Below are 21,701 nucleotides of genomic sequence, written 5' to 3' on the forward strand. Positions count from 1 at the left end.
CCCATGAAACTGAGCCGGCTCGTCGGTGGGGCGGTGGTGGCGGTCGGCGTCGTCGCGGCGCGGGACCTCACCCAGAAGAAGCACGCCCTGACCCGCAACTTCCCCGTGATCGCCCACGCGCGCTACCTGCTGGAGACGATCGGGCCGGAGCTGCGCCAGTACATCGTGACCAGCAACGAGGAGGAGCGGCCCTTCACCCGCGACCAGCGCACCTGGATCTACGCCTCCTCCAAGGAGGAGAACAACTACTTCGGCTTCGGCACCGACGTCGACGTCGAGCACACCCAGGGGCACGCGTACATCAAGCACCGCACCTTCGCCAGCCAGCTGCCCGACGACCACGACAAGACCGGACGGCTACCGAGCGCGAAGATCCTCGGCGGGCCGCGCGGGCGGGCCAAGGCGTTCCGGCCCGAGTCGGTCGTGAACATCTCGGCGATGAGCTTCGGCTCGATGTCGAGCGCGGCGATCACCGCGCTCAACAAGGGCGCGGCGGCGGCCGGGTGCATGCACAACACCGGCGAGGGCGGGCTGTCGCCGTACCACCGCAACGGCGGCGACATCGTGCTGCAGATCGGTACGGCGTACTTCGGCTGCCGGGACGAGCACGGCAACTTCGACCTGGCCCGGCTCCAGGACGTGGTCGCCTCGGCACCGGTCAAGGCGATCGAGATCAAGCTCAGCCAGGGCGCCAAGCCCGGTCTGGGCGGCCTGCTGCCGGCGGCGAAGGTGACCCGCGAGATCGCCGAGATCCGCGGGATCCCCGAGGGCAAGGACTGCGCCAGCCCGTCGCGGCACACAGCGTTCGGCGACGTCGACAGCATGCTGGACTTCGTCGAGCGGATCGCGGACGCGACCGGGCTGCCGGTCGGGATCAAGTCCGCGGTCGGCGAGATGGCGTTCTGGCACGAGCTGGCCAGGCTGATGTCGCCGGGGGACCGCGGCGTCGACTTCGTCACCGTCGACGGCGGCGAGGGCGGCACCGGCGCGTCGCCGCTGATCTTCGCGGACTCGATCGCGGTGCCGTACCGGATGGGGTTCTCCCGGGTCTACGGCACCTTCGCCGAGCTCGGCCTCACCGACCGGCTGACCTTCATCGGATCGGCGAAGCTCGGCCTGCCCGACAACGCGGTGGTGGCGTTCGCGCTCGGCGCGGACCTGGTCAACGTGGCCCGCGAGGCGATGCTCGCGATCGGCTGCATCCAGTCCCAGAAGTGCCACACCGACAAGTGCCCGACCGGGGTGGCGACCCAGAACCCGTGGCTGGTGCACGGCCTCGACCCGACCCTGAAGTCGGAGCGGTGCGCGCACTACATCACCACGCTGCGCAAGGAGCTGATGAAGGTCTCGGCCGCCGTCGGTGTCGCGCACCCGGGGCTGATCACCGCCGACGACGTCGACATCTTCTGCGGCGACTACGAGGCCCGGTCGCTGGCGGCGGTCTACGGGTACAAGGACGGCTGGGGCGAGCTCGGCGCCGACCTGGCCGACGAGATCATCCGGGTGATGCACCCGCAGGCGACCTTCGACGAGCCGGTGCCCTAGCGGTCACAGGCCGAGCGCCTGCTCCAGCGCCTCGAGCTCCTCGCCGGCGTGCACGGCGATCTTCTGCAGCGACGGGATCGAGTCCCGGCAGCCGGTGAAGCCGATGTTGAACTCGCCGTCGTACGAGACCGCGGTGATGTTCAGGGCCTGCCCGTTGAAGAGCAGCGAGACCGGGTAGATCTCCTCGAGCCGGGACCCGTCCAGGTAGCGGGGCTCGTTCGGCCCGGGGACGTTCGAGATCACCACGTTCGAGGCCGGCCGCCCGCGCCCGCCGAAGCCGAGGATCGCCTGGCTGAGGAACGGTCCCATCAGCATCGCCGTGTAGGCGTCCATCGCGAGCCCGCCGACCTGGGGCAGCCGCTCCTTGCCGAGCCGGGTGGACTCCTGGATCGCCTTGATCCGCACCACCGGGTCGTAGATGTCGGTGCCGAGGCTGGAGTAGAGGAAGGTGATCGCGTTGCCGACGCCGGGGGCGTCGCCCGGCCGCACCGAGACCGGGACGTTGGCGATCAGCGGGTCGTCGGGCAGCCGGCCGGCGTCGACCAGGTAGCGGCGCAGCGCTCCGCCGCAGATCCCCAGGAAGACGTCGTTGAGGCTGCCGTCGATCGCGGCCGAGACCGCCTTGAGCCGGTCGACCGCGTAGTGCTGGGTCGCGAACCGGCGCGGGGTGTGGATCCGTCCGTTGAAGATCGTCTTCGGCGCGCGGAACGGTACGGCGCGGCCGACCTCGTTGCTGCCGACCAGGCTCTCGCCGTACGTACGTCCGAGCGAGCCGACGACCGCGGAACCGGCGCTCGCGATCGACCGGACCGACACCGACTCCCGGGGCGCCGGCTCGGCCGCGGGCTCCCGGGCGGGCAGGCCGGACTGGTCCGGGCCGTGGGTGCCGACCGCCCACGGCGGCAGCATGTCGCGGGCCGCCGGATCGGCCGAGAGGATCCGCTTGAGCAGCCGGATGCCGCCGACGCCGTCGATCTGGGAGTGGTGCACCTTCATGTACATCGACCACTGGTCTCCGGGCTGGTCGGGATCCTTGATGCCCTCGATGATGTGGCACTCCCAGAGCGGGTAGCGGCGGTCCATCTTCCAGGAGTGCAGCCGCGAGACCAGGACGCCGAGCTCGCGCTGGGAGCCCGGGCGCGGGAGGGCGGAGTGCCGGAAGTGGTAGTCGAGGTCGATCTCCTCGGGCGCCAGCTCCTTCCAGCTGGGCACCGGGGCCGACTTGAGCAGGTAGTTGAACGGCGGCTGGTACTCGCGGACCTCGCGCCACCGGGCCACCAGGTCGCGGACGAAGTCGGGCCGGTCCTCGGGGACGGCGAAGGTGGCCAGCATTGCGACCTGCATCGGGGTGCGGTGCGACTCGGCGTACAACCAGGCCGAGTCGTTGACCTTCAGCACTCTGCGGCTCATTTCCGCAGACTAGGGCCGGCGACGTCCCGGCGACCAGGTTTCGGCGGGTCGAGGCTCAGGAGCGCTTGGCGGGCTTGACCTGCTTCTCGTGCCCGGGGCGCGCAGCGGCCAGGTCGGCGAGGAAGTTGTTCGCCCAGTTGGCGACGTCGTTCTCGACGATCGTCTTGCGCATCGCCCGCATCCGCTTGGCGAGCTCCTTCTCCTCGGCGCGGTACGCCTCGAGCATCTGGGCCTTCATGCCGTTGATGTCGTAGGGGTTGACCAGGTAGGCCTGCTTCAGCTCGGCCGCGGCGCCGGCGAACTCGGAGAGCACCAGGGCGCCGTCGTCGTCGTACCGGCAGGCGACGTACTCCTTGGCGACCAGGTTCATCCCGTCCCGGAACGGGGTGACCACCATGATGTCGCTGGCGACGTACAGGGCTGCCATCTCCTCCCGCGGGAAGGAGGCGTTCAGGTAGGAGATCGCCGGGCGCCCGAGCCGTCCGAGGTCGCCGTTGATGTGGCCGACCAGCCGGTCGATGTCGTCGCGCAGGATCCGGTACTGGTCCACGCGCTCGCGCGACGGGCTGGCCACCTGGACGAAGGTGGCGTCCTCGACGGTGAAGTGGCCGTCGTGGATCAGCTCGCTGAAGGCGCGGAGGCGGGCGTAGATGCCCTTGGTGTAGTCGAGCCGGTCGATGCCCAGGAAGATCCGGCGGGGGTTGCCCAGGTCCTCGCGGATCTGCTTCGCCCGCGCCTGCACCGGCTCGGACCGGGCCAGCTCGGTGAACCCGGCGGTGTCGATCGAGATCGGGAATGCCTTGGCGGTCACCATCCGGCCGTCGGGGAGGTAGACCGAGTCGCGGTGGGTCTTGTGGCCGACCCGTTCGCGGACCAGCCGGATGAAGTTCTGCGCGGCGCCGGGGAGCTGGAAGCCGACCAGGTCGGCGCCGAGCAGGCCCTGGAGCAGCTCGCGCCGCCAGGGCAGCTGGCTGAACAGCTCGGCCGGCGGGAACGGGATGTGCAGGAAGAACCCGATCCGCAGGTCGGGGCGGAGGTCGCGCAGCAGCGCGGGCACCAGCTGGAGCTGGTAGTCCTGGATCCAGACCATCGCGTGCTCCGCGGCGACCGCCGCCGCGGCCTCGGCGAAGCGGCGGTTGACCGCGACGTACGAGTCCCACCACTCCCGGTGGAACTCGGGCTTGGCGACCAGGTCGTGGTACAGCGGCCAGAGGGTGGCGTTGGAGAAGCCCTCGTAGTACTCCTCGTACTCCTCGGCGGACATGCTGACCGGGACCAGCGTCATCCCCTCGTTCTCGAACGGCGCGAGGTCCTCGCCGACGTCGCCGGGCCAGCCGATCCAGGCGCCCTCCTGGGTGTTCATCACCGGGCTGAGCGCGCTGACCAGGCCGCCGGGGGAGCGGCGCCAGGTCGTGGAACCGTCCGCCTCGACCACCCGGTCGACGGGCAGGCGGTTGGCGACGATCACCAGATCGGCGCGCTGGACCGCGTTTCCGCGGCGGCGACCGGATCCCATCACGCCTCCACCCTAGGGGCCGCGCACGCGTTCTCAGCAGGTGGGACTCGCCCGGAGCGATCGAATGACATCCGTGTCGTTTGTCGCCTAGGATGAGGAACGTCCACCTGCAGCATCCCGAGGAGTCACCCACGATGGTCGCGAGTGAAGCGCTCAGCTCCGGGCAGCCCGCCGATTCCGGCAGCCTGTCCGAGCGCGATCAGGGGATCCTCGACTTCGAGCGCCAGTGGTGGAAGTTCGCCGGTGCGAAGGAAGCCGCCGTCCGGGAGAAGTTCGACATGAGCTCGACGCGGTACTACCAGGTGCTCAACGCCCTGATCGACCGTCCCGAGGCCCTCGCGCACGACCCGCTGCTGGTACGCCGCCTCCGTCGGCTCCGCGCGGCCCGACAGCGTCAGCGCTCGGCCCGTCGCCTCGGCTTCGAGCTGTAGGTCGTGTTCGGGAACCGTCGGCTCCGCGATCAGGGCGGCTTCGTGCTGCCGACGCGGCTGATGGTCTTCAGCGTCTCGGTGATCGCCCTTGCGGGACTGGTCTTCGTGGCGACCCAGGGCGACGACGACTCCCCGGCCAAGGCGAACCCGGCCGCGAACACCTCGAGCGCGCCGCTGGAGCCGGGCGGGACCGACCCGTCCACCCCGGTGATCACCCCGACCACGACACCGAAGCCGCCGCCGGTGGTCAAGCGCGGCAGGACGAACGTCGTGATCTTCAACAACACCAACGTCAAGGGGCTCGCCGGCAAGACCGCGACCCGCGCGTCGAAGGTCGGCTGGAACATCCTGACGACCGACAACTGGCAGGGGAACGTCGACACCAGCACGGTCTACTACGGGCCGAAGCTGAAGGCGGCCGCGCAGCTGCTCGCCGACGACCTGGGGATCAACCGGATCAAGGCATCCTTCGCCCCGATGAACCCGAAGAACCTGACGGTCATCCTCACCGACGACTACCGCTGAACCTCTGATTGAGTAGTCCCCATGGAGTTCAGCTCCGCTGACGGTGCCGAGCAGTACGCCGCCGTGGTCCGCGCGGGCCGGCGGCTGCTGGTCGCGCTCGACTTCGACGGGACCCTCTCGCCGATCGTCGACGACCCCGCGGTCGCGCACATCCACCCGGATGCCGGCGAGGTGCTGGACCGGCTCGCTGCCGAGGTCCGGTCGATCGCGGTGGTGACCGGGCGCCCGGCCCGGCAGGTGCTCGCGCTGGGCGGCCTGGACGAGGTCGGCGACGCGATCGCGGAGCACGGCCGGGAGCTGGTCGTCCTCGGTCAGTACGGCAACGAGCGGTGGACCTCGGCGCACCGCCGGGTGGTCTCGCCGAAGCCTCCGCCGGCGATCTCCGGCCTGATCCTCGCCCTGCCGCACCTGCTCCGCCGGGCCGGGGCGCCCGAGGCCTGGATCGAGGAGAAGGGCCTCGCGGTCGCGGTGCACACCCGGCGGCTGGCCGATCCCGCCGCTGCGTTCGAGCGGCTGCTCCCGGTGCTCACCGAGGCTGCTCGGGAACGCGGACTGAGCGTGGAGCCGGGCCGGCTGGTCGTCGAGATCCGCGCCTCCGGCATGGACAAGGGCCGGGCCCTGCACGCGCTGGTGTCGGAGTTCGAGGCCGGAGCGGTGGTCTTCGTCGGCGACGACCTCGGTGACGTCCCCGCATTCGAGGCGGTGCTGGAGCTGCGCGCGACCGGTCTGCCGACGCTGCTGGTCTGCTCGGGCTCGGACGAGGAGTCGGCGCTGAGGGCGCTGGCCGACGTCGAGGTGGCCGGCCCGGACGGGGTGATGGCGTTCCTCGCCGAGCTCGCGGAGGACGTCCGGATCCGGCACGCGTGACCAACATCTGAGACAGGTGTCTCAGAGTTCGGAATCGATGTGCGCTCGACGAAGCGGCTGCCTACGCTGGTGCACAGCTCATCGAGAGGGACTGAGGGAACGGCCCGTTGAAGTCCCGGCAACCGCCGCGCAAGCCTCCGATCGCCCGCCAGGGTTTCGGATCTGCGCGGTGCGGTGCCAAATCCGTCCTTGGTCGAGATCCGGCCTCGGGAAGATGAGAAGGAGGCCTCCTTTGAGCAACGTAACCGAGACGTCTGCCGGCACCGTCCTTCGCGACGGCGCGTTCGGCAACGCCACCGGCCTGATCTGTCGCGAGTGCGGCACCACCCAGGAGCTCGGGCCGCACTACGCGTGTCTGGAGTGCTTCGGTCCGCTCGAGATCGCCTACGACTTCCCGGCGGTCACCCGCGAGCAGATCGAGGCCGGTCCCGCGAACATCTGGCGCTACAAGGCGCTGCTCCCGGTCCCCGACGACATCGAGTCCTCGCCGAACACCGAGCCCGGCTTCACCCGGCTGCTCGAGGCGCACAACCTGGGGCGCGAGCTCGGTGTCGACAAGCTCTGGGTCAAGGACGACTCGACCAACCCGACCAACTCCTTCAAGGACCGGGTGGTCGCCTGTGCGCTGAGCGCCGCGGTCGAGTTCGGCTCGAAGGTCTTCGCCTGTCCCTCCACCGGCAACCTGGCCAACGCGGTCGCCGCGGCCGGCGCCCGGGCCGGGATCAAGACCGTGGTCTTCATCCCCAGCAACCTGGAGACCCCGAAGCAGGTCAACTCCGCGATCTTCACCGAGTCGCTGGTCGCCGTCGAGGGCAACTACGACGACGTCAACAAGCTCGCCTCCGAGATCGCCGGCGAGGAGGACGGCTGGGCGTTCGTCAACGTGAACGTCCGCCCCTTCTACGCCGAGGGTTCCAAGACGCTGGGCTACGAGATCGCCGAGCAGCTCGGCTGGCGGCTGCCCGACCAGGTCGTCATCCCGGTCGCGTCCGGCTCGCAGCTGACCAAGGTCGACAAGTCTTTCCAGGAGCTGATCAAGCTCGGCCTGGTCGAGGACAAGCCCTACAAGATCTACGGTGCCCAGGCCGAGGGCTGCGGTCCGGTCGCGACCGCCTTCAAGGCCGGCGTCGACGCGATCCGCCCGGTCAAGCCGGACACCATCGCGAAGTCGCTGGCGATCGGCAACCCGGCCGACGGGATCTACGTGCTCGACATCGCCCGCCGTACCGGGGGAGCGGTCGAGGAGGTCACCGACGACCAGATCCGCGACGGGATCGTGCTGCTCGCCCGGACCGAGGGCATCTTCACCGAGACCGCCGGCGGCACCACCGTCGCCGTGCTGAAGAAGCTCGTCGAGACCGGCCAGCTCGACACCTCGCTCGAGACCGTCGTGATCAACACCGGCCACGGCCTCAAGACCCTGGACGCGATCTCCGACCGGGTCGGTCCGGTCGCCACCATCGCCCCGACGTACGACGCGTTCGCCGCGGCGGACATCGTCTGACAGCCCGACCCAGCACCGAGGAGAACCATGAGCGTGTCCGTCCGCATCCCCACCATCCTGCGCACCTACACCGGTGGCGACTCCGAGGTCACTGCCGAGGGCGGTGACCTGAGCGCGGTCCTGGACAACCTTGAGGCCAACTACCCCGGCATCAAGGCGCGGATCCTGGACGACGGCGGCGACATCCGCCGCTTCGTGAACGTGTACGTCGGCAACGAGGACGTCCGCTTCCTCGACAGCCTCGGCACCGCGACGCCGGCCGGTGTCCAGGTCTCGATCATCCCGGCCGTCGCCGGAGGCTGACGTGAAGCCCGTCGCCCTCCTCGCCGGAGCGGCCCTCGGGCTGCTCTCCGCGGAGCCGGTACGACGGCTCGGCGGCCGGCGCGGCGTGATCGGCGCCGGTGCCGGGCTGGTGACGGCAGCGGTGATCTATCCGGCCGCCCGCCGGGACCGGGGGCCGTCGGGTGCGCTCGCCGTCGAGGCGGGCGTGGTGCTGGCCACGACGGCGCTGGCCGCGGTCGCTGCCGGTGGTTCGCCGGCGACCGGGCGGCGGCTGCTGGCCCTGGGCTGGGCGACGCACGCGATCTTCGACTACGCCCAGGGGCCGAGCGCGGACTCGCGGCTGCCGGCCTGGTACCCGGACCTGTGCGCCGGCTACGACGTCGCGTTCGCGGCGCGGATCGCCGGTTGACGCGACGACAGGCCCGACCCGCACTGGCCGGACCTGTCGACGACCGTCTGCCTCAGCAGACAACGATCAGGTGGAACCCGCGGTCGGCCTGTGCGCTGCCGTCCGCCGTCCTGGTGGTCAGGAAGACCGCGTTGGCGTTGCCGGACCGGTCGGCGACGTTGGCCTGCCCGGTCGTCGAGCTGGCTCCCGGCGTACCCACCGTGGCGCTGAAGGCGCACGCCCGGATGTCCCGGTGGAAGTCGACGTAGTAGGTGCCGGTTCCGCCCTTGCTCACCGTGACGCCACCGCTCTGGTCGACGACGGCGGCGTTGCTCTCCACGGTGGCGAAGTAGACGCCGACGTCGTCGTGGGAGAGCGAGCCGTTCTTGACGTCCGCGCCGGTCAGCGACCCGTCCTTGACGTCCGCGCTCCCCAGCGATCCGTCCCTGACGTCGGTACCGGTCAGCGCGTTGTTGCGCACGTCGATGCTCTGGATGGTGTTGTTCTTGATCTTCGCGCTGGTGATCAGCCCGCCGGCGACGGCGGTGCCGCCACCGAACAGGATCAGCGCGACGGTGGCGACCACCACGGTCATGACCGTCGAGCGCGGCTTGAGTGACTTCTTCATGGTGCTTCCTCCTCGTGGGGGCGTCGCGAGAGGCCCGAGACGCGTTTGCCGAGTAGAGGGAGTCCGGCGTCGGGTTGATACGTCATTGCCGGGATTCGGTTCGAGGTGGGTCTAGGGTCCGACCATGAGTCGGGACCGGGTCTTCCACCTGGCGACCTTCTGCGTCGCCGCCTTCGCGATCGTGCTCCAGCTGGCGCTCGTCATCGACGGGTACGCCGTCATCGACGACACCACCCGGCCGGACACCGGCACCGCGCTGATCAGGTTCTGCTCCTACCTGACGATCTGGAGCAACGTGCTGGTCGCCTGGTCGACGCTGACCCTGGCGCTGGGTCGCGACCGCGACACGGTCTGGTGGCGGGCGCTCCGGCTCGACGCCGTGGTGATCTGCTTCGGCGGCGGGATCGTGCACTTCTTCCTGCTCCGGCCGCACCTGGACCACCTCTTCGGCTGGAGCATCGTCGCCGACCGGCTGCTGCACCTGGTGGTGCCGATCCTGGTCCTGATCGGGTGGCTGCTGTTCGGGCCCCGCGGGCGCGCCCGCACCCGGGACATCGGCCCGTTCCTGGTGGTCCCGGTCTTCTGGCTGGTCTACACGCTGATCCGCGGCGAGATCGTCGACTGGTACCCGTACCCGTTCATCGACGTGATCAAGCACGGCTACGCCCAGGTGCTCGCGACCTGCGTCGGGATCTCGGTGCTGATGCTCGGGCTGGCGTGGCTCGCCGTACGGGCGGACGCGGCGCTCACCAAGAAGGCGGCGCTCACCAAGAAGTGAGTCGTGCGGCCAGGTACCGCCGCTCGGCCTCGTTGTCGACCAGCGCGAGGGCCTGCGCCAGCTGGTCCTTCGCCTCCTCGGTCCGGCCGGCGCGGTGCAGCAGCTCCGCCCGTACGCCGGGCAGCCGGTGCCCGGGCAGCTCCAGCCCGTCGAGCAGCGCCAGCGCCGCCAGCGGGCCATCGGTCTCGGCCACGGCGACGGCCCGGTTCAGCCGGACGACGGGGGAGCCGGTCAGGTCCTCGAGCTCCCGGTAGTAGCCGGCGATGCGCAGCCAGGCCGTTCCCTCGGAGGTGACGGCGACCGTGTGCTCGGAGGCGATCAGGGCCTCCAGCAGCCACCGGGTCGGGGTGGCGTCGACCAGCGGGGTGAGCAGGTCCAGCGCCTCGCCGCTCTCGTCGAAGTGCCAGCGACCGCGATCCTGGTCGGGCAGCAGGACCAGGTCCTCGCCCACCACCCGGGCGTCGCGGCGGGCGTGCTGGAGCAGCATCAGCGCCAGCAGGGCGTCGAGGTCCGCATGGCCCGGGGCGACGTCGCGCAGCACCCGGACCAGCCGGATCGCCTCGCCGGCGAGCTCGGGCCGGTGCACGTCGGCGCCGCTACCGGGGGCGTAGCCGGCGGTGAAGGCCAGGTAGGCGATCGACGCGGCCGAGGAGATCCGCTGGTCGAGCTCGCGGTGCCCCGGGACCGTGAAGGTCTCGCCGGCCACCCGGTGGCGCGCTCTGGTCAGCCGGGCCGCCATCGTCGGCGTACTGACCAGGAAGAGCCGGGCGATGTCGGCGGTCGAGACGCCGAGGACCATCCGCAGGGTCAGTGCCGCGGCTGCCTCGGGCGCCAGGCTCGGGTGCGCGCAGAGCAGCACCAGCCGCAACCGCTCGTCGAGGAGCTCCTCACCGGTGTCGGCCATCACTCGCTGGGCCTCCTCGGTGAGCTCGGCCTCGACGCCGAGCAGCGGCATCCGCCGGGCGAGGACGGCGTCCGAGCGCAGCCGGTCCACGATCCGCCGGCGCGCAGCGGTCAGCAGCCAGGCGGGCGGATTGCCGGGGACGCCGTCGTTCGGCCAGGTCCGGCTGGCCGCCTCGAAGGCGTCCGCGAGCCCGTCCTCGGCGAGGTCCAGGCGCCGGTACTGGGCGACCAGCAGCGCCAGCAGCCGCCCCCACTCCGCCCGCCACACCTCTTCCACCTCGTTGAGTAGGCCGTTCTTGTCGGTCGAGTGGGCCGCTTCTGTCATCGGAGTACCCCGGCCGAGCGACGGAAAGGGACCACTCGACGGGCAGGAAGGGCCCACTCGACGGACATGGGTCAGCTGTGGTCGACGGTGGGGCGGACCTCGACGCTCGCGCCACCGTCGGCGAGGACACCGCAGACCTTCAGGAGGTCGTCGAGGTTGTCGGTGATCACGGTGTAGTAGCCGCCGAGCTGCTCCGCCGACTCGGCGTACGGGCCGTCGGTCACGGAGACGTTGTCGAGGGAGCCGGTGACGGTCTTGGCGGCGCTGCTCGGCTGGAGCTCGTTGCCTCCGGTCACCTGGTGTCCGCGCGCCTCGAGCAGCTCGGTGAACTTGCGGTGCCGCTCGAACATCTCCGCCTGCTGCTCGGCGCTGGCGTTGGCCCAGACGCTCTCGTCGCCGGGCAGGAGAACGATGTACTCGGTCATGGTGGTTCCTCTCGGTTGTTCGGAGTCTGACACCGGGATGACGGGCGGGACAGATCGGAATCGACAGCTGCCGGGGAATTTCCGGGAATACGGGCTCCGGGCGCCGTACCGGCGCGTTAGTTTCGACCATGCCCTCCCCGCAGCAGGCTCACCGACGACCGACCTGGCGGCGCGCCGCGGGACGGGTCGGGGTCGCCGCCCTCGGGCTCCTGGTCTGCTCGCCGGTCCTGGTCTCCGTCGCGGCGCCGCCGAGCAGCCACCTGGTGATCGGCACGCCGCGTGCGGACGTGCTGGACCGCAGCGCCGCGAAGCGCTGGGTGGACATGCGGGGTCTCGCCGGAGGGGACTCGCTCACCGGCAGCAGGTTCGCCGACATCCTCCGGGGTGGCGCCGGGGCCGACCGGATCATCGGCGGACCCGGGGCCGACGTCGCGATCGGCGGGACCGGCAACGACCTCTTCGTGCTGCGTCCCGGGGATCTGCGGATGGTGCCCGGACGATCCGGTCGGGGCATCGACCGGATCACCGACTTCGCCGGCGCCGGTACCGCCAGGGGTTCGCAGGACAGGATCGTGCTGCACGGCTTCGGCCGCGGTGCTCGGCTGGTCTACGCCCCGGCGAACCGTGGCCGTGCACCGCGCAAGCAGCTCTACCTGGTGGTCGACCGTTCGGGCGTGATCCGAGGGCGGGTCAGCGTGACCGTGAAGGGCAAGCCGGTACGACGCCTCAACGCCGCCGACGTGGTGGTGCGCGACGTACCGCCGACGAACCGGCCACCGGCGTTCGGGACCGGAGACCGGACAGGGAGCGTCACCCAGGCGGTGCCGGCCGGCGGCAAGCGCACCAGCACCGGGTCGATCCCGTTCAGCGACCCGGACTCCGGCCAGGCGCACACCGTTGCGGTGGCGCCGCGGACGAACGGAGCGGTCGGTTCGCTCACCGCGCAGATCAGCGCAGGTGCTGCAGGCTGGTCCTACCAGGTCGACAACGAAGCGGTCCGTCACCTCGGCTCCGGTGCGACGGCGACCGAGGTGTTCCGGCTGACGCTCGCCGACAGCGGCGCCCCGGCACGGAGCACCACCGCGGACGTGACCATCACCCAGCACGGGGTGAACGACGCCCCGGTGCCGTCGGGGGCCCTCGCCGACCAGGGCGCGGCGGCGCGCGGTACGACGACGTGGGCACTGCCCGCCGGCACCTTCACCGATCCCGACGACGGGGACACGGTGACGTTGTCCGCGACCGGTCCGGGCGGCGCGGCGCTGCCCTCCTGGCTCACCTTCACTCCGGGCACCCGGACGTTCAGCGCGCAGCCGAAGGACGGTGACGTGGGCGACCGCGCGGTCGTGGTGACCGCGACCGACGGGCACGGCGGAACGACGTCGTCGTCGTTCGAGCTGACCGTCACGGCAGCCGCCAACGAGGCTCCGGTGCTCTCGGGCGCCGGCCTGACCGGTTCGGTCACCCAGGTCACCGCGACCGGCCAGACCCGGACCGACAGCGGGACCGTCGGATTCACCGATGCCGACACCCTGCAGACGCACACGGTGTCGGTGACCCCGGTGGGCTCGCCGGTCGGCGACCTCCTCGCCCAGGTCGACACCGATGTCGCGGGCACCGGAACGATCGGATGGTCGTACTCGGTCGACAACGAGGAGCTCCGCCACCTCGGCAAGGACGCGGACGCCACGGAATCGTTCATCCTCACCCTGTCCGACGGTACGACGACGGCGCAGAAGACCGTCGTGGTCACCCAGCACGGGATCAACGACGCACCGACCTCGACGTACCCGATCGCGACGAAGACGACCGTCGCCGCGACCACCGGAACCTGGACGCTTCCCTTCGACCAGTTCGAGGACGTCGACGACGGAGACGTGCTCACCTGGTCGGCGGTGAAGGCCGGGACGAGTGCGCTCCCGACCTGGCTGGCGTACGACGCAGCCACCAGGACGTTCACCGCGACGGCTGCCGAGGAGCACGAGGGGACGTACTCGATCACGGTGTCGGCCGCCGACACCGCTGGCGCGACGGCGAGCGAGGCGTACGACGTCGAGGTGGTCGTCGTGCCGGCACCGGTCGCGAACGACGACACCGGGACCTGGACCATTCCGCTCGTCGCGCCGCTCGGCCATACCTTCAGCACCAACGTGCTCGCCAACGACACCGATCCTGGCGGCGAGACGTTGACCGCCTCGGGGGGTGGCACCTGGAAGCTCGACGGTGACCCGATCGTGGCCGGTACCTTCACCGTCGCCGCCGACGGCACCCTCACGATGGACAACGGCACCGACCCGCTCGGACCGGTGCAGCAGCTGGCCGAGGACGAGCCGTGGCCGGCCACGCTCACCTACACCGTCAGCAACGGCGCCCGGAGCAGCACCGGCACCCTGAGGGTCAAGGTCATCGGGGGCGCGGACAACGTCGTCAAGCTGGGCGACTGGTCGGGCCCGGACAACCAGGTCATCGACTACAACGACCCGAACCCGACCGTCTTCGACGCGCGCGGCTGCTTCGCCAATCCGGACGGGGAGTTCGTGCAGTACTCCTGGTCCGCGCAGTCGACCGGCACCATCCCGGCGGACACCGCGTTCACCAGCAACACCAACGTCGACTCGGTGTCGGTCCTCAACAACGAGTGGGGCTTCGACTCCCAGGCCTCGGTCACCCTGACCATGCTCCCGTCCAACGGGTTCCCGTCGCAGTCGCGCACGATCAACTTCGTCGTCACCGACTCGCCGAGCGGTCCGTCCGGCCCGACGTGCGGCGAGCAGAGCCACCGGCCCTACGCGCCGCTCCTGTTCAGCTTGACCGACCCGCAGGTGGTCGATCTCGGGGGCACGTCGACCGGTACCGGCGGCAACGTCCTGACCAGGGTCATCGAGCCGGACGGGCAGGCGGTCGTGGGTGGCGGGTACGGCTACGTCGGTTCCCCGGCGAACCCGCACGGAACCTGGAAGGTCAACCCGAACGGCTCCGTCACCGTCACCGAGAACCCGGCCAACCCGCTGGCGACCGGTCAGGTGGTCGACTTCTACGCGAAGTACCGGGCGATCGACACCGACGGCAAGTTCGGGATCGCCCAGTTCTACCTCAAGGTCGTCGGCTGACGTCGGCTACGGTCCGGGTATGACCGACCTGCTGCTGGTGACCTGTGCCGCGTTCGCCGACGGTGAGCCCGGCCACGAGGCTCTCGACCGTGCGCTCGCCGACCGCGGGATCTCGGCCCGGTGGGTGCTGTGGGACGACCCGGAGGTGGACTGGTCCTCCGCGCTGGTGGCGGTCCGCGCGACCTGGGACTACGACACCCGGCTCGAGGAGTTCCTCGGCTGGGCCCGGTCGGTCCCGCGGATCCTGAACGGCGCCGACGTCTTCGCCTGGAACACTGACAAGGCCTACCTGGTCGAGCTCGCCGCGGCCGGGCTGCCCGTCGTACCGACGATCTCGGTCGACGGCGAGGAGGAGCTGCCCGCGGCTCTCGCGGAGTTCGACGAGGCAGTCGTGAAGCCGCGCGTGGGCGCCGGCGGTCGCGGTGTCGTCGTCTTCGACGGCGTGGACGGGGGGCCCGCCGGCCTCGACGAGTCCGAGCTCTCGCCGGGCCCCTGGATCGTGCAGCCGCTGGTGGCCTCGGTCCGGACCGAGGGGGAGTACTCGGTCTACGTCCTGGGCGGCGAGCCGCGCTCGATGGTGCGCAAGCGTCCGGTCGGGGACGAGATCCGGGTGCACGAGCAGTACGGCGGCAGCACCGACGCAGTACCGCGCACCGCCGAGGCGGCGGGCCTGGCCCGGTCCGCCGTGATCGCCGCCGAGCAGGTCCTGGGAGCCCGGCTCGACTACGCCCGGGTGGACCTGCTGCGCCTGGCCGACGGCACCCTGGCAGTCAGCGAGCTCGAGGTCACCGAGCCCGGGCTGTACCTGGACATCGTCCCGGAGAACGGACCGGCCTTCGCCGCGCTGGTCGCCGGGATTCTTGCCGCGGGCTGACTGTTTGCACTCTCAGGTGTCGAGTGCTAACAATTGAGGCTGGCACTCTCCCTGCGAGAGTGACAGCAGCACCACTCAGGGCCGAGGAACTCGAGGTCCGAAGGCGCCGCCGGGAAGGGTCTGGCGGGTCAGCCCGGATCGTCCGTCGCGGGCGACGAATCGGCCGTCCAACTCATCTGCGTGAGGAATCGCAAGAGTTATGTCGAAGCTGATTGCTTTCAACGAGGAGGCCCGGCGCGGTCTCGAGCGTGGCATGAACACGCTCGCCGACGCCGTCAAGGTCACCCTCGGTCCCAAGGGCCGCAACGTCGTGCTCGAGAAGAAGTGGGGCGCGCCCACCATCACCAACGATGGTGTGAGCATCGCCAAGGAGATCGAGCTGGAGGACCCGTACGAGAAGATCGGGGCCGAGCTCGTCAAGGAAGTTGCCAAGAAGACCGACGACGTCGCCGGTGACGGTACGACGACCGCCACGGTCCTCGCCCAGGCGATGGTTCGCGAGGGTCTGCGCAACGTCGCGGCCGGCGCCAACCCGATGGCCCTCAAGCGCGGTATCGAGAAGGCCGTCAAGGCCGTCTCGGACGAGCTGCTCGCGATGAGCAAGGACGTCGAGACCAAGGAGCAGATCGCTGCCACCGCGTCGATCTCCGCTGCTGACACCACCGTCGGCGACGCCATCGCCGAGGCGATGGACAAGGTCGGCAAGGAAGGCGTCATCACCGTCGAGGAGTCGAACACCTTCGGTCTCGACCTCGAGCTCACCGAGGGCATGCGGTTCGACAAGGGATTCATCTCCCAGTACTTCATGACCGACCCGGAGCGTATGGAGGCCGTCCTCGACGACCCGTACATCCTGATCGCGAACTCGAAGGTCTCGACCGTCAAGGACCTGCTGCCGCTGCTCGAGAAGGTCATGCAGTCCGGCAAGCCGCTGCTGATCATCGCCGAGGACGTCGACGGCGAGGCGCTGTCGACCCTGGTGGTCAACAAGATCCGCGGCACCTTCAAGTCGGTTGCCGTCAAGGCCCCCGGCTTCGGTGACCGTCGCAAGGCGATGATGCAGGACATCGCGATCCTCACCGGTGGCCAGGTCATCTCCGAGGACGTGGGTCTCAAGCTCGAGTCGACCGGCATCGAGCTGCTCGGCCAGGCGCGCAAGGTCGTCATCTCCAAGGACGAGACCACCGTCGTCGAGGGTGCCGGTGACGCCGACCAGATCCAGGGTCGCGTCAACCAGATCCGTGCCGAGATCGAGAAGTCGGACTCCGACTACGACCGCGAGAAGCTGCAGGAGCGCCTGGCCAAGCTGGCCGGCGGTGTTGCGGTGATCAAGGTCGGCGCGGCCACCGAGGTCGAGCTCAAGGAGCGCAAGCACCGCATCGAGGACGCCGTTCGCAACGCGAAGGCTGCTGTCGAGGAGGGCATCGTCGCCGGCGGCGGCGTGGCCCTGGTGCAGGCGGCCGACAAGGCGTTCGAGAAGCTCGACGTCGACGGTGACGAGGCGACCGGCGCGAACATCGTGCGCGTCGCCTCCGACGCCCCGCTCAAGCAGATCGCGGTCAACGCCGGCCTCGAGGGCGGCGTCGTGGCGGAGAAGGTGCGCAACCTCCCCGCCGGCGAGGGCCTGAACGCGGCCACCGGCGACTACGTCGACATGATCGCCAGCGGCATCATCGACCCGGCGAAGGTGACCCGGTCCGCGCTGCAGAACGCAGCGTCGATCGCGGCCCTCTTCCTCACCACCGAGGTCGTCGTCGCCGACAAGCCGGAGAAGGCCGCCCCGATGGGCGACCCGACCGGTGGCATGGGCGGCATGGACTTCTGATCCGCCCGTAGTACCTCGGCACGGCCCGGACCCCCTGCGGGGTCCGGGCCGTGCTGCGTCCCGGCATCGCTTTCGACCCTTTTGGCCGGTTCCTCTGCGTTCTCCGGGCGGAGAACGTAATCTCGTACCCGGCGGCGCGCGTGGGGCGTGCACTCGGAGACAAGCAGGGGTTGAGCACACGATGGGCACTGTCCGGAGCCGTCAGCTGTCATGGGTCGCGTTGCTCGCCGCAGCGCTGCTGGTCGTCTCGGGTCTGCTCGCGCCGGCCCAGGCGGCCACGAAGCGCTCGATCAGCATCGCCGTGAAGCCGACGACCGCGTACGCCGGGTCGGCCGTGACCGTCTCCGGCAAGATCACCCGGTCGCCCCGCGGCACGGTCGTCAAGATCCAGCGCAAGGTCGGCAAGAAGTGGGTGGCGGTCGGCTCGACGAAGACCACCACGGCCGCCGGTAACTACGCCCGCAAGGTGACGCTGCCGAGGGCCGGTGGCACGTACTCGTTCCGGGCGGTGTCGAGCAAGACCAAGAAGCTGCGGGCCGCGACCTCGCGGACCGTGAGGGTGGTCGCGCTGCGCAAGGTGACGGCGACGATCAAGGTGTCCAGGACGCCGATCCAGCTGGGCACCCAGGTGACGATCTCGGGCACCATCACGCCCTCGGTGCCGGGCAAGATCGCCTTCATCCAGCGCTTCAACGGCGCGAAGTGGACCGACCTGATGACGGCGACGATCAGCAAGAAGGGCACCTTCAGCCGTACCTACACGCCGCCGGCGTCCACCCGGTACCGGGTCTACGTGCCGCGCATCGGCGTGTACGCCGCCGCGGCGTCGGCCCCGGTCGACCTGACCATCTCGAACGGCCCGGTCAAGCCGGAGATCACCACGACCTCGGTGCCGTTCGGCCGCGTCGGTTCCGGCTACTCGACCACCCTGACCAAGACCGGCAACGCCGGCACCTGGGCCGTCACCGGCGGAGCACTGCCGGCGAACCTGACGCTGAACCCGACCACGGGCGTCATCTCGGGTACGCCGACCACTGCCGGCACCTACCCGTTCACGGTGACCTTCAGCGAGACGGCGACCGCTCTGAACGACAGCCAGGCGTTGTCGCTGAAGGTGTACGCCCAGCCGGCGATCACGACCGGCACGCTGGCCGACGGGGTCAAGGGGGCGGCGTACAGCCAGCAGCTCGCGCGCTCGGGCGGGTCCGGGGCCGGCACCTGGGCGGTCACCGCGGGCACGCTGCCCGCCGGCGTCACGCTGACCCCGGGAGGCCTGCTCGCCGGTACGCCGTCCGCGGTGGGGACCTCCGCGTTCACGGTCCAGTTCACCGACACCGTCAACGGGCTGAACGCGCCGACCAAGCCGCTCACGATCAAGGTGTTCGACCACCCGGTCGTCACCACGGCCTCGCTGCCGTTCGGGACCAAGGGCCAGGCCTACAGCCAGCCGCTCGCGGTCAGCAACGGGAGCGGCTCGGGCACCTGGACGGTCTCCGCCGGATCCCTTCCGGCGGGTCTGACGATCTCCGCCGGCGGCGTGATCTCCGGTACCCCGACCGCTGAGGTCGACGCCGCGTTCACGGTCCGGTACGCCGACGCCGTCGCCGGTCTGACCCCGGCGACCAAGGCGCTGTCGATCAAGGTCTACGCCCAGCCGGCGATCACGACCAGCGCGCTGCCGGGCACCGTGCTGAACGCGCCGTACAACCAGCAGCTCTCGTTGAGCGGCGGCTCCGGGGCAGGCACCTGGACGCTGGACTCGGGCGCCCTGCCGACCGGTCTCACCCTCTCCCCGGCCGGCCTGATCTCCGGGACGCCCACGGCCCTCGGATTCTCGACCTTCACGGTCCGGTTCACCGACACGGTCGTCGGGCTGGCCTCGCCGACGAAGGCTCTGGAGATCAAGGTCTTCGGCGACCCGAGCATCGTCACCGACACGCTGGCCTTCGGGATCAAGGGCGCCGCGTACAACAAGCAGCTCGTGGTCGCCGGCGGATCGGGTGCCGGCACCTGGTCGATCACGTCGGGCACGCTTCCCGCCGGACTGACGCTCTCCGCCTCGGGTGTCCTCTCCGGCACGCCGACCGCCGACGGGGACAGCACCTTCACGGTCACGTTCACCGACAGCGTCGCCGGGCTCACCCCGGCCACCCAGGAGCTCGAGCTCACGGTCTACGCGCAGCCGACGATCAGCACCGGCTTGCTGCCGAACGGGGTCCCCGGGTCGCCGTACAGCCACCAGCTGGTCGCGGCCGGCGGGTCGGGTGCAGGCACCTGGTCGCTGAGCTCCGGGAGCCTCCCGGCGGGGGTGACCCTCTCCGGCGGCGGCCTCATCTCCGGTACGCCGAGCGTCTCGGGCAGCTTCCCGATCACGGTCCAGTTCACCGACAGCGTCAACGGACTGAACGCACCGACCCGGGCGCTGACCCTCAACGTCTACCAGCCGGTCGTCATCACGAACGCGTCGCTCCCAGACGGGACCAAGGGGCAGAGCTACAGCCAGCAGCTCGCCAAGACCGGCGGCTCCGGCACCGGCACCTGGTCGAAGATCGGCAACCTGCCCGCAGGGCTGACGCTCTCGGCGGCCGGCCTGATCTCCGGCACCCCGTCCGCGGTCACCGACGCGGCGAACGAGAACTTCACGGTCAGGTTCACCGACAGCACCACCGGCACGATCACCTCGAAGGTGCTCTCCATCCACATCGCGATGGTCGGGGCGCCGGCGATCAACACGCCGCGGGTCCTTCCGGACGCCACGGTCGGGGCGTCGTACAGCAAGACGCTGAGCGGGTCGACCGTCGTCGGAGCGAAGTGGACCGTCGACGCGGGCAGCCTGCCGCCGGGCCTGAACCTGAACGCCATCAGCGGCGAGATCTCCGGCACGCCCACCACCGCGGGTGACTACGCGTTCGTCATCAAGTACTCGGCGTTGCTACCGCTCGCGAACAACACCCGGCAGTTCACGATCCACGTGAACCCCGCCGGTTAGGCGCACCGCCCGGACCGTTCTGCCCTAACCTCGGGCGATGACTCGAGTAGAGCGCTGGGAGCGGCGCACCGAAGTACCGTTGATCCTGCTCGCTCTCGCCTTCCTGGTGGCGTACGCGTGGCCCGTGCTCGACCAGTCACTGCCTTCTGACCTTCGAACGCAGCTCACGATCTGCAGCTGGACGGTCTGGGTTGCTTTCGCCGCGGACTTCTCCGTGCGGGTCGCCCTGGCGGACGAACGCGTCGCGTATGTCAGGAGGCACTGGTACGACGCGGTATTGATCCTTGTCCCGATGCTTCGTCCGCTGAGGTTGCTGCGCCTTCTCGCCTTCGCGAGGATCCTGAGCCGGTCCGCTGTTGGATCGCTCGTGGGCAGGGTCACGGCGTACGTATTCGGAACGGCGGTCGTAGCAGTCGGGCTGGCCGCCATCGCCGTGCTCGATGTCGAGCAGGACGCTCCCGATGCGACGATCCGTACCTTCGGTGACGCGTTGTGGTGGGCAGCGACCACCGTGACGACGGTTGGGTACGGCGACTTCTACCCGGTTACCGTCCAAGGTCGAGTCATCGCTGTCGGGCTCATGATCATCGGTATCGGAACGGTCGGTGCGGTGACGGCTGCGGTGGCGGCATGGTTCGTCGGACACGTCGGGACACCGCCGGTCGCGACGGACGGGGCTGAGCCGCCAGCGACGGCCGGGGCTCGCTCTTCGACGGACCGGGGGCTGGGCGGCTAGAAGACGTTCAGCGGCCGGAACTGCACGCTGACCCTCGGTCCGACCGGGCGGGAGGTCTTGGGCACGGCGTGCTCCCAGGTGCGCTGGCAGGATCCGCCCATGACCAGCAGGTCGCCGTGGCCCAGGGCGTGGGTGACCGCGACGCTGCCGCCGCGCGGTCGGAGCAGCAGCTTCCGGGGGCTGCCGAACGAGACGATCGCGACCATCGTGTCCCGGGTGCGGCCGCGCCCCAGGTTGTCGCCGTGCCAGGCGACCGAGTCCTGCCCGTCGCGGTAGTAGCAGCAGCCGGCCGTTACGAAGGGCTCGCCGAGCTCGTCCGCGTAGTGCGCGGTCAGGGCGTCGCGCGCCTCGGTCAGCACCGGGTCCGGGAGCTCGGCGCCGACGCCGTACGTGTGCACCAAGCGGGGGACGTCGACGATCCGGTCGTACATCTCCCGGCTCTCGGAGCGCCACGGGACCTCGCGGACCAGCCGGGCGAAGAGCTCGTCCGCGCCGTGCAGCCAGCCGGGGAGGACGTCGACCCAGGCACCGTCGCCGAGCGTCGTACGGCGGAGGTCGGCCAGGTCGCCGAGTGCGGTCCGGTCCTCGTCGAACAACGAGGGCTGGAAGGCGACCGGCATGGGAGCAGGCTAGCAAGAAT

19 protein-coding genes and 1 riboswitch are annotated in these 21,701 nt (G+C 70.3%); of the genes, 13 read left to right on the forward strand and 6 right to left on the reverse strand.

Translation table 11 applies throughout. The features are described from left to right. The first annotated feature begins 3 nt into the window (after positions 1–3). The gene (locus EFK50_RS00445) at positions 4–1,545 is read left to right on the forward strand and encodes an FMN-binding glutamate synthase family protein (RefSeq protein ID WP_123225580.1); all 1,542 of its coding nucleotides are present in this window, start codon (positions 4–6) and stop codon (positions 1,543–1,545) included. Positions 1,546–1,548: 3 nt separating this feature from the next. Here EFK50_RS00445 and EFK50_RS00450 read toward each other — a convergent pair whose 3' ends face one another. Together EFK50_RS00450 and EFK50_RS00455 are read right to left on the reverse strand one after the other, a co-directional pair. Then, entirely contained in the window at positions 1,549–2,955 is a 1,407-nt protein-coding gene (locus EFK50_RS00450; RefSeq protein ID WP_123225581.1) for a WS/DGAT/MGAT family O-acyltransferase, read from the reverse strand. A gap of 55 nt (positions 2,956–3,010) precedes the next feature. Continuing rightward, positions 3,011–4,471: an alpha,alpha-trehalose-phosphate synthase (UDP-forming) gene (locus tag EFK50_RS00455; RefSeq protein WP_123225582.1), complete on the reverse strand. Its 1,461-nt coding sequence runs from the start codon at positions 4,469–4,471 to the stop codon at positions 3,011–3,013. 134 nt (positions 4,472–4,605) lie between these two features. On the opposite strand from EFK50_RS00455, the gene EFK50_RS00460 reads away from it, so the two are divergent. The 6 genes from EFK50_RS00460 to EFK50_RS00485 all read left to right on the forward strand — a co-directional run bounded on the left by EFK50_RS00460 (position 4,606) and on the right by EFK50_RS00485 (position 8,489). Continuing rightward, the gene (locus EFK50_RS00460; RefSeq protein ID WP_123225583.1) at positions 4,606–4,902 is read left to right on the forward strand and encodes a DUF3263 domain-containing protein; all 297 of its coding nucleotides are present in this window, start codon (positions 4,606–4,608) and stop codon (positions 4,900–4,902) included. A gap of 3 nt (positions 4,903–4,905) precedes the next feature. Next, positions 4,906–5,427 carry a LytR C-terminal domain-containing protein gene (locus tag EFK50_RS00465; protein ID WP_123225584.1) on the forward strand — a complete coding sequence of 174 codons (522 nt, stop codon included), beginning with the start codon at positions 4,906–4,908 and terminating at the stop codon, positions 5,425–5,427. Between the two features lie 21 nt (positions 5,428–5,448). Then, positions 5,449–6,294 (forward strand): trehalose-phosphatase, encoded by an 846-nt coding sequence (gene otsB, locus EFK50_RS00470; protein WP_123225585.1) that lies wholly within the window; start codon positions 5,449–5,451, stop codon positions 6,292–6,294. A gap of 75 nt (positions 6,295–6,369) precedes the next feature. Further along, a riboswitch (SAM riboswitch) is annotated at positions 6,370–6,515 on the forward strand. An 11-nt stretch (positions 6,516–6,526) separates the two neighbouring features. Next, positions 6,527–7,798 carry a threonine synthase gene (thrC, locus tag EFK50_RS00475; RefSeq protein WP_246003961.1) on the forward strand — a complete coding sequence of 424 codons (1,272 nt, stop codon included), beginning with the start codon at positions 6,527–6,529 and terminating at the stop codon, positions 7,796–7,798. 27 nt (positions 7,799–7,825) lie between these two features. Then, entirely contained in the window at positions 7,826–8,101 is a 276-nt protein-coding gene (locus EFK50_RS00480; RefSeq protein ID WP_123225586.1) for a MoaD/ThiS family protein, read from the forward strand. Position 8,102: 1 nt separating this feature from the next. Next, positions 8,103–8,489, forward strand: coding sequence for a hypothetical protein (locus tag EFK50_RS00485; RefSeq protein WP_123225587.1), 387 nt, complete (start codon positions 8,103–8,105; stop codon positions 8,487–8,489). 52 nt (positions 8,490–8,541) lie between these two features. On the opposite strand, the gene EFK50_RS00490 is transcribed toward EFK50_RS00485, so the two are convergent. After that, positions 8,542–9,096: a hypothetical protein gene (locus EFK50_RS00490; protein WP_123225588.1), complete on the reverse strand. Its 555-nt coding sequence runs from the start codon at positions 9,094–9,096 to the stop codon at positions 8,542–8,544. A 124-nt stretch (positions 9,097–9,220) separates the two neighbouring features. On the opposite strand from EFK50_RS00490, the gene EFK50_RS00495 reads away from it, so the two are divergent. Next, entirely contained in the window at positions 9,221–9,874 is a 654-nt protein-coding gene (locus EFK50_RS00495; protein ID WP_123225589.1) for a Pr6Pr family membrane protein, read from the forward strand. On the opposite strand, the gene EFK50_RS00500 is transcribed toward EFK50_RS00495, so the two are convergent. Next, positions 9,861–11,102 carry an RNA polymerase sigma factor gene (locus EFK50_RS00500; protein WP_123225590.1) on the reverse strand — a complete coding sequence of 414 codons (1,242 nt, stop codon included), beginning with the start codon at positions 11,100–11,102 and terminating at the stop codon, positions 9,861–9,863. The two genes, EFK50_RS00495 and EFK50_RS00500, sit on opposite strands and share 14 nt — an antisense overlap. Before the next feature lie 71 nt (positions 11,103–11,173). Beyond that, positions 11,174–11,527: a YciI family protein gene (locus EFK50_RS00505; RefSeq protein WP_123225591.1), complete on the reverse strand. Its 354-nt coding sequence runs from the start codon at positions 11,525–11,527 to the stop codon at positions 11,174–11,176. A gap of 128 nt (positions 11,528–11,655) precedes the next feature. Between EFK50_RS00505 and EFK50_RS00510 the strand changes: the two genes are divergently transcribed. From EFK50_RS00510 to EFK50_RS00530, 5 genes are all read left to right on the forward strand, one after another. Further along, positions 11,656–14,637, forward strand: a complete 2,982-nt coding sequence (locus EFK50_RS00510) for a putative Ig domain-containing protein (protein WP_123225592.1) — start codon at positions 11,656–11,658, stop codon at positions 14,635–14,637. A gap of 19 nt (positions 14,638–14,656) precedes the next feature. After that, positions 14,657–15,511: an ATP-grasp domain-containing protein gene (locus EFK50_RS00515; protein WP_123225593.1), complete on the forward strand. Its 855-nt coding sequence runs from the start codon at positions 14,657–14,659 to the stop codon at positions 15,509–15,511. Positions 15,512–15,710: 199 nt separating this feature from the next. After that, complete coding sequence (groL, locus tag EFK50_RS00520; protein WP_123225594.1) at positions 15,711–17,336, forward strand: chaperonin GroEL; 1,626 nt, start codon at positions 15,711–15,713, stop codon at positions 17,334–17,336. Between the two features lie 181 nt (positions 17,337–17,517). Then, positions 17,518–20,325: a beta strand repeat-containing protein gene (locus tag EFK50_RS00525; RefSeq protein ID WP_123225595.1), complete on the forward strand. Its 2,808-nt coding sequence runs from the start codon at positions 17,518–17,520 to the stop codon at positions 20,323–20,325. Between the two features lie 37 nt (positions 20,326–20,362). Then, positions 20,363–21,061, forward strand: a complete 699-nt coding sequence (locus EFK50_RS00530; protein WP_123225596.1) for a potassium channel family protein — start codon at positions 20,363–20,365, stop codon at positions 21,059–21,061. Here EFK50_RS00530 and EFK50_RS00535 read toward each other — a convergent pair. Continuing rightward, positions 21,058–21,681, reverse strand: coding sequence for an alpha-ketoglutarate-dependent dioxygenase AlkB (locus tag EFK50_RS00535; RefSeq protein WP_123225597.1), 624 nt, complete (start codon positions 21,679–21,681; stop codon positions 21,058–21,060). The genes EFK50_RS00530 and EFK50_RS00535 overlap by 4 nt on opposite strands. Positions 21,682–21,701 lie beyond the last annotated feature (20 nt).

This window comes from Nocardioides marmoriginsengisoli (genome assembly GCF_003725695.1).
GTDB lineage: Bacteria > Actinomycetota > Actinomycetes > Propionibacteriales > Nocardioidaceae > Marmoricola > Marmoricola marmoriginsengisoli.

Coding starts and splice junctions, on each gene's coding strand:
- EFK50_RS00445 (WP_123225580.1), top strand. CDS start 4: ATGAAACTGAGCCGGCTCGTCGGTGGGGCGGTGGTGGCGGTCGGCGTC.
- EFK50_RS00450 (WP_123225581.1), bottom strand. CDS start 2,955: ATGAGCCGCAGAGTGCTGAAGGTCAACGACTCGGCCTGGTTGTACGCC.
- EFK50_RS00455 (WP_123225582.1), bottom strand. CDS start 4,471: ATGGGATCCGGTCGCCGCCGCGGAAACGCGGTCCAGCGCGCCGATCTG.
- EFK50_RS00460 (WP_123225583.1), top strand. CDS start 4,606: ATGGTCGCGAGTGAAGCGCTCAGCTCCGGGCAGCCCGCCGATTCCGGC.
- otsB (WP_123225585.1), top strand. CDS start 5,449: ATGGAGTTCAGCTCCGCTGACGGTGCCGAGCAGTACGCCGCCGTGGTC.
- EFK50_RS00480 (WP_123225586.1), top strand. CDS start 7,826: ATGAGCGTGTCCGTCCGCATCCCCACCATCCTGCGCACCTACACCGGT.
- EFK50_RS00490 (WP_123225588.1), bottom strand. CDS start 9,096: ATGAAGAAGTCACTCAAGCCGCGCTCGACGGTCATGACCGTGGTGGTC.
- EFK50_RS00495 (WP_123225589.1), top strand. CDS start 9,221: ATGAGTCGGGACCGGGTCTTCCACCTGGCGACCTTCTGCGTCGCCGCC.
- EFK50_RS00500 (WP_123225590.1), bottom strand. CDS start 11,102: ATGACAGAAGCGGCCCACTCGACCGACAAGAACGGCCTACTCAACGAG.
- EFK50_RS00505 (WP_123225591.1), bottom strand. CDS start 11,527: ATGACCGAGTACATCGTTCTCCTGCCCGGCGACGAGAGCGTCTGGGCC.
- EFK50_RS00510 (WP_123225592.1), top strand. CDS start 11,656: ATGCCCTCCCCGCAGCAGGCTCACCGACGACCGACCTGGCGGCGCGCC.
- EFK50_RS00515 (WP_123225593.1), top strand. CDS start 14,657: ATGACCGACCTGCTGCTGGTGACCTGTGCCGCGTTCGCCGACGGTGAG.
- groL (WP_123225594.1), top strand. CDS start 15,711: ATGTCGAAGCTGATTGCTTTCAACGAGGAGGCCCGGCGCGGTCTCGAG.
- EFK50_RS00525 (WP_123225595.1), top strand. CDS start 17,518: ATGGGCACTGTCCGGAGCCGTCAGCTGTCATGGGTCGCGTTGCTCGCC.
- EFK50_RS00530 (WP_123225596.1), top strand. CDS start 20,363: ATGACTCGAGTAGAGCGCTGGGAGCGGCGCACCGAAGTACCGTTGATC.
- EFK50_RS00535 (WP_123225597.1), bottom strand. CDS start 21,681: ATGCCGGTCGCCTTCCAGCCCTCGTTGTTCGACGAGGACCGGACCGCA.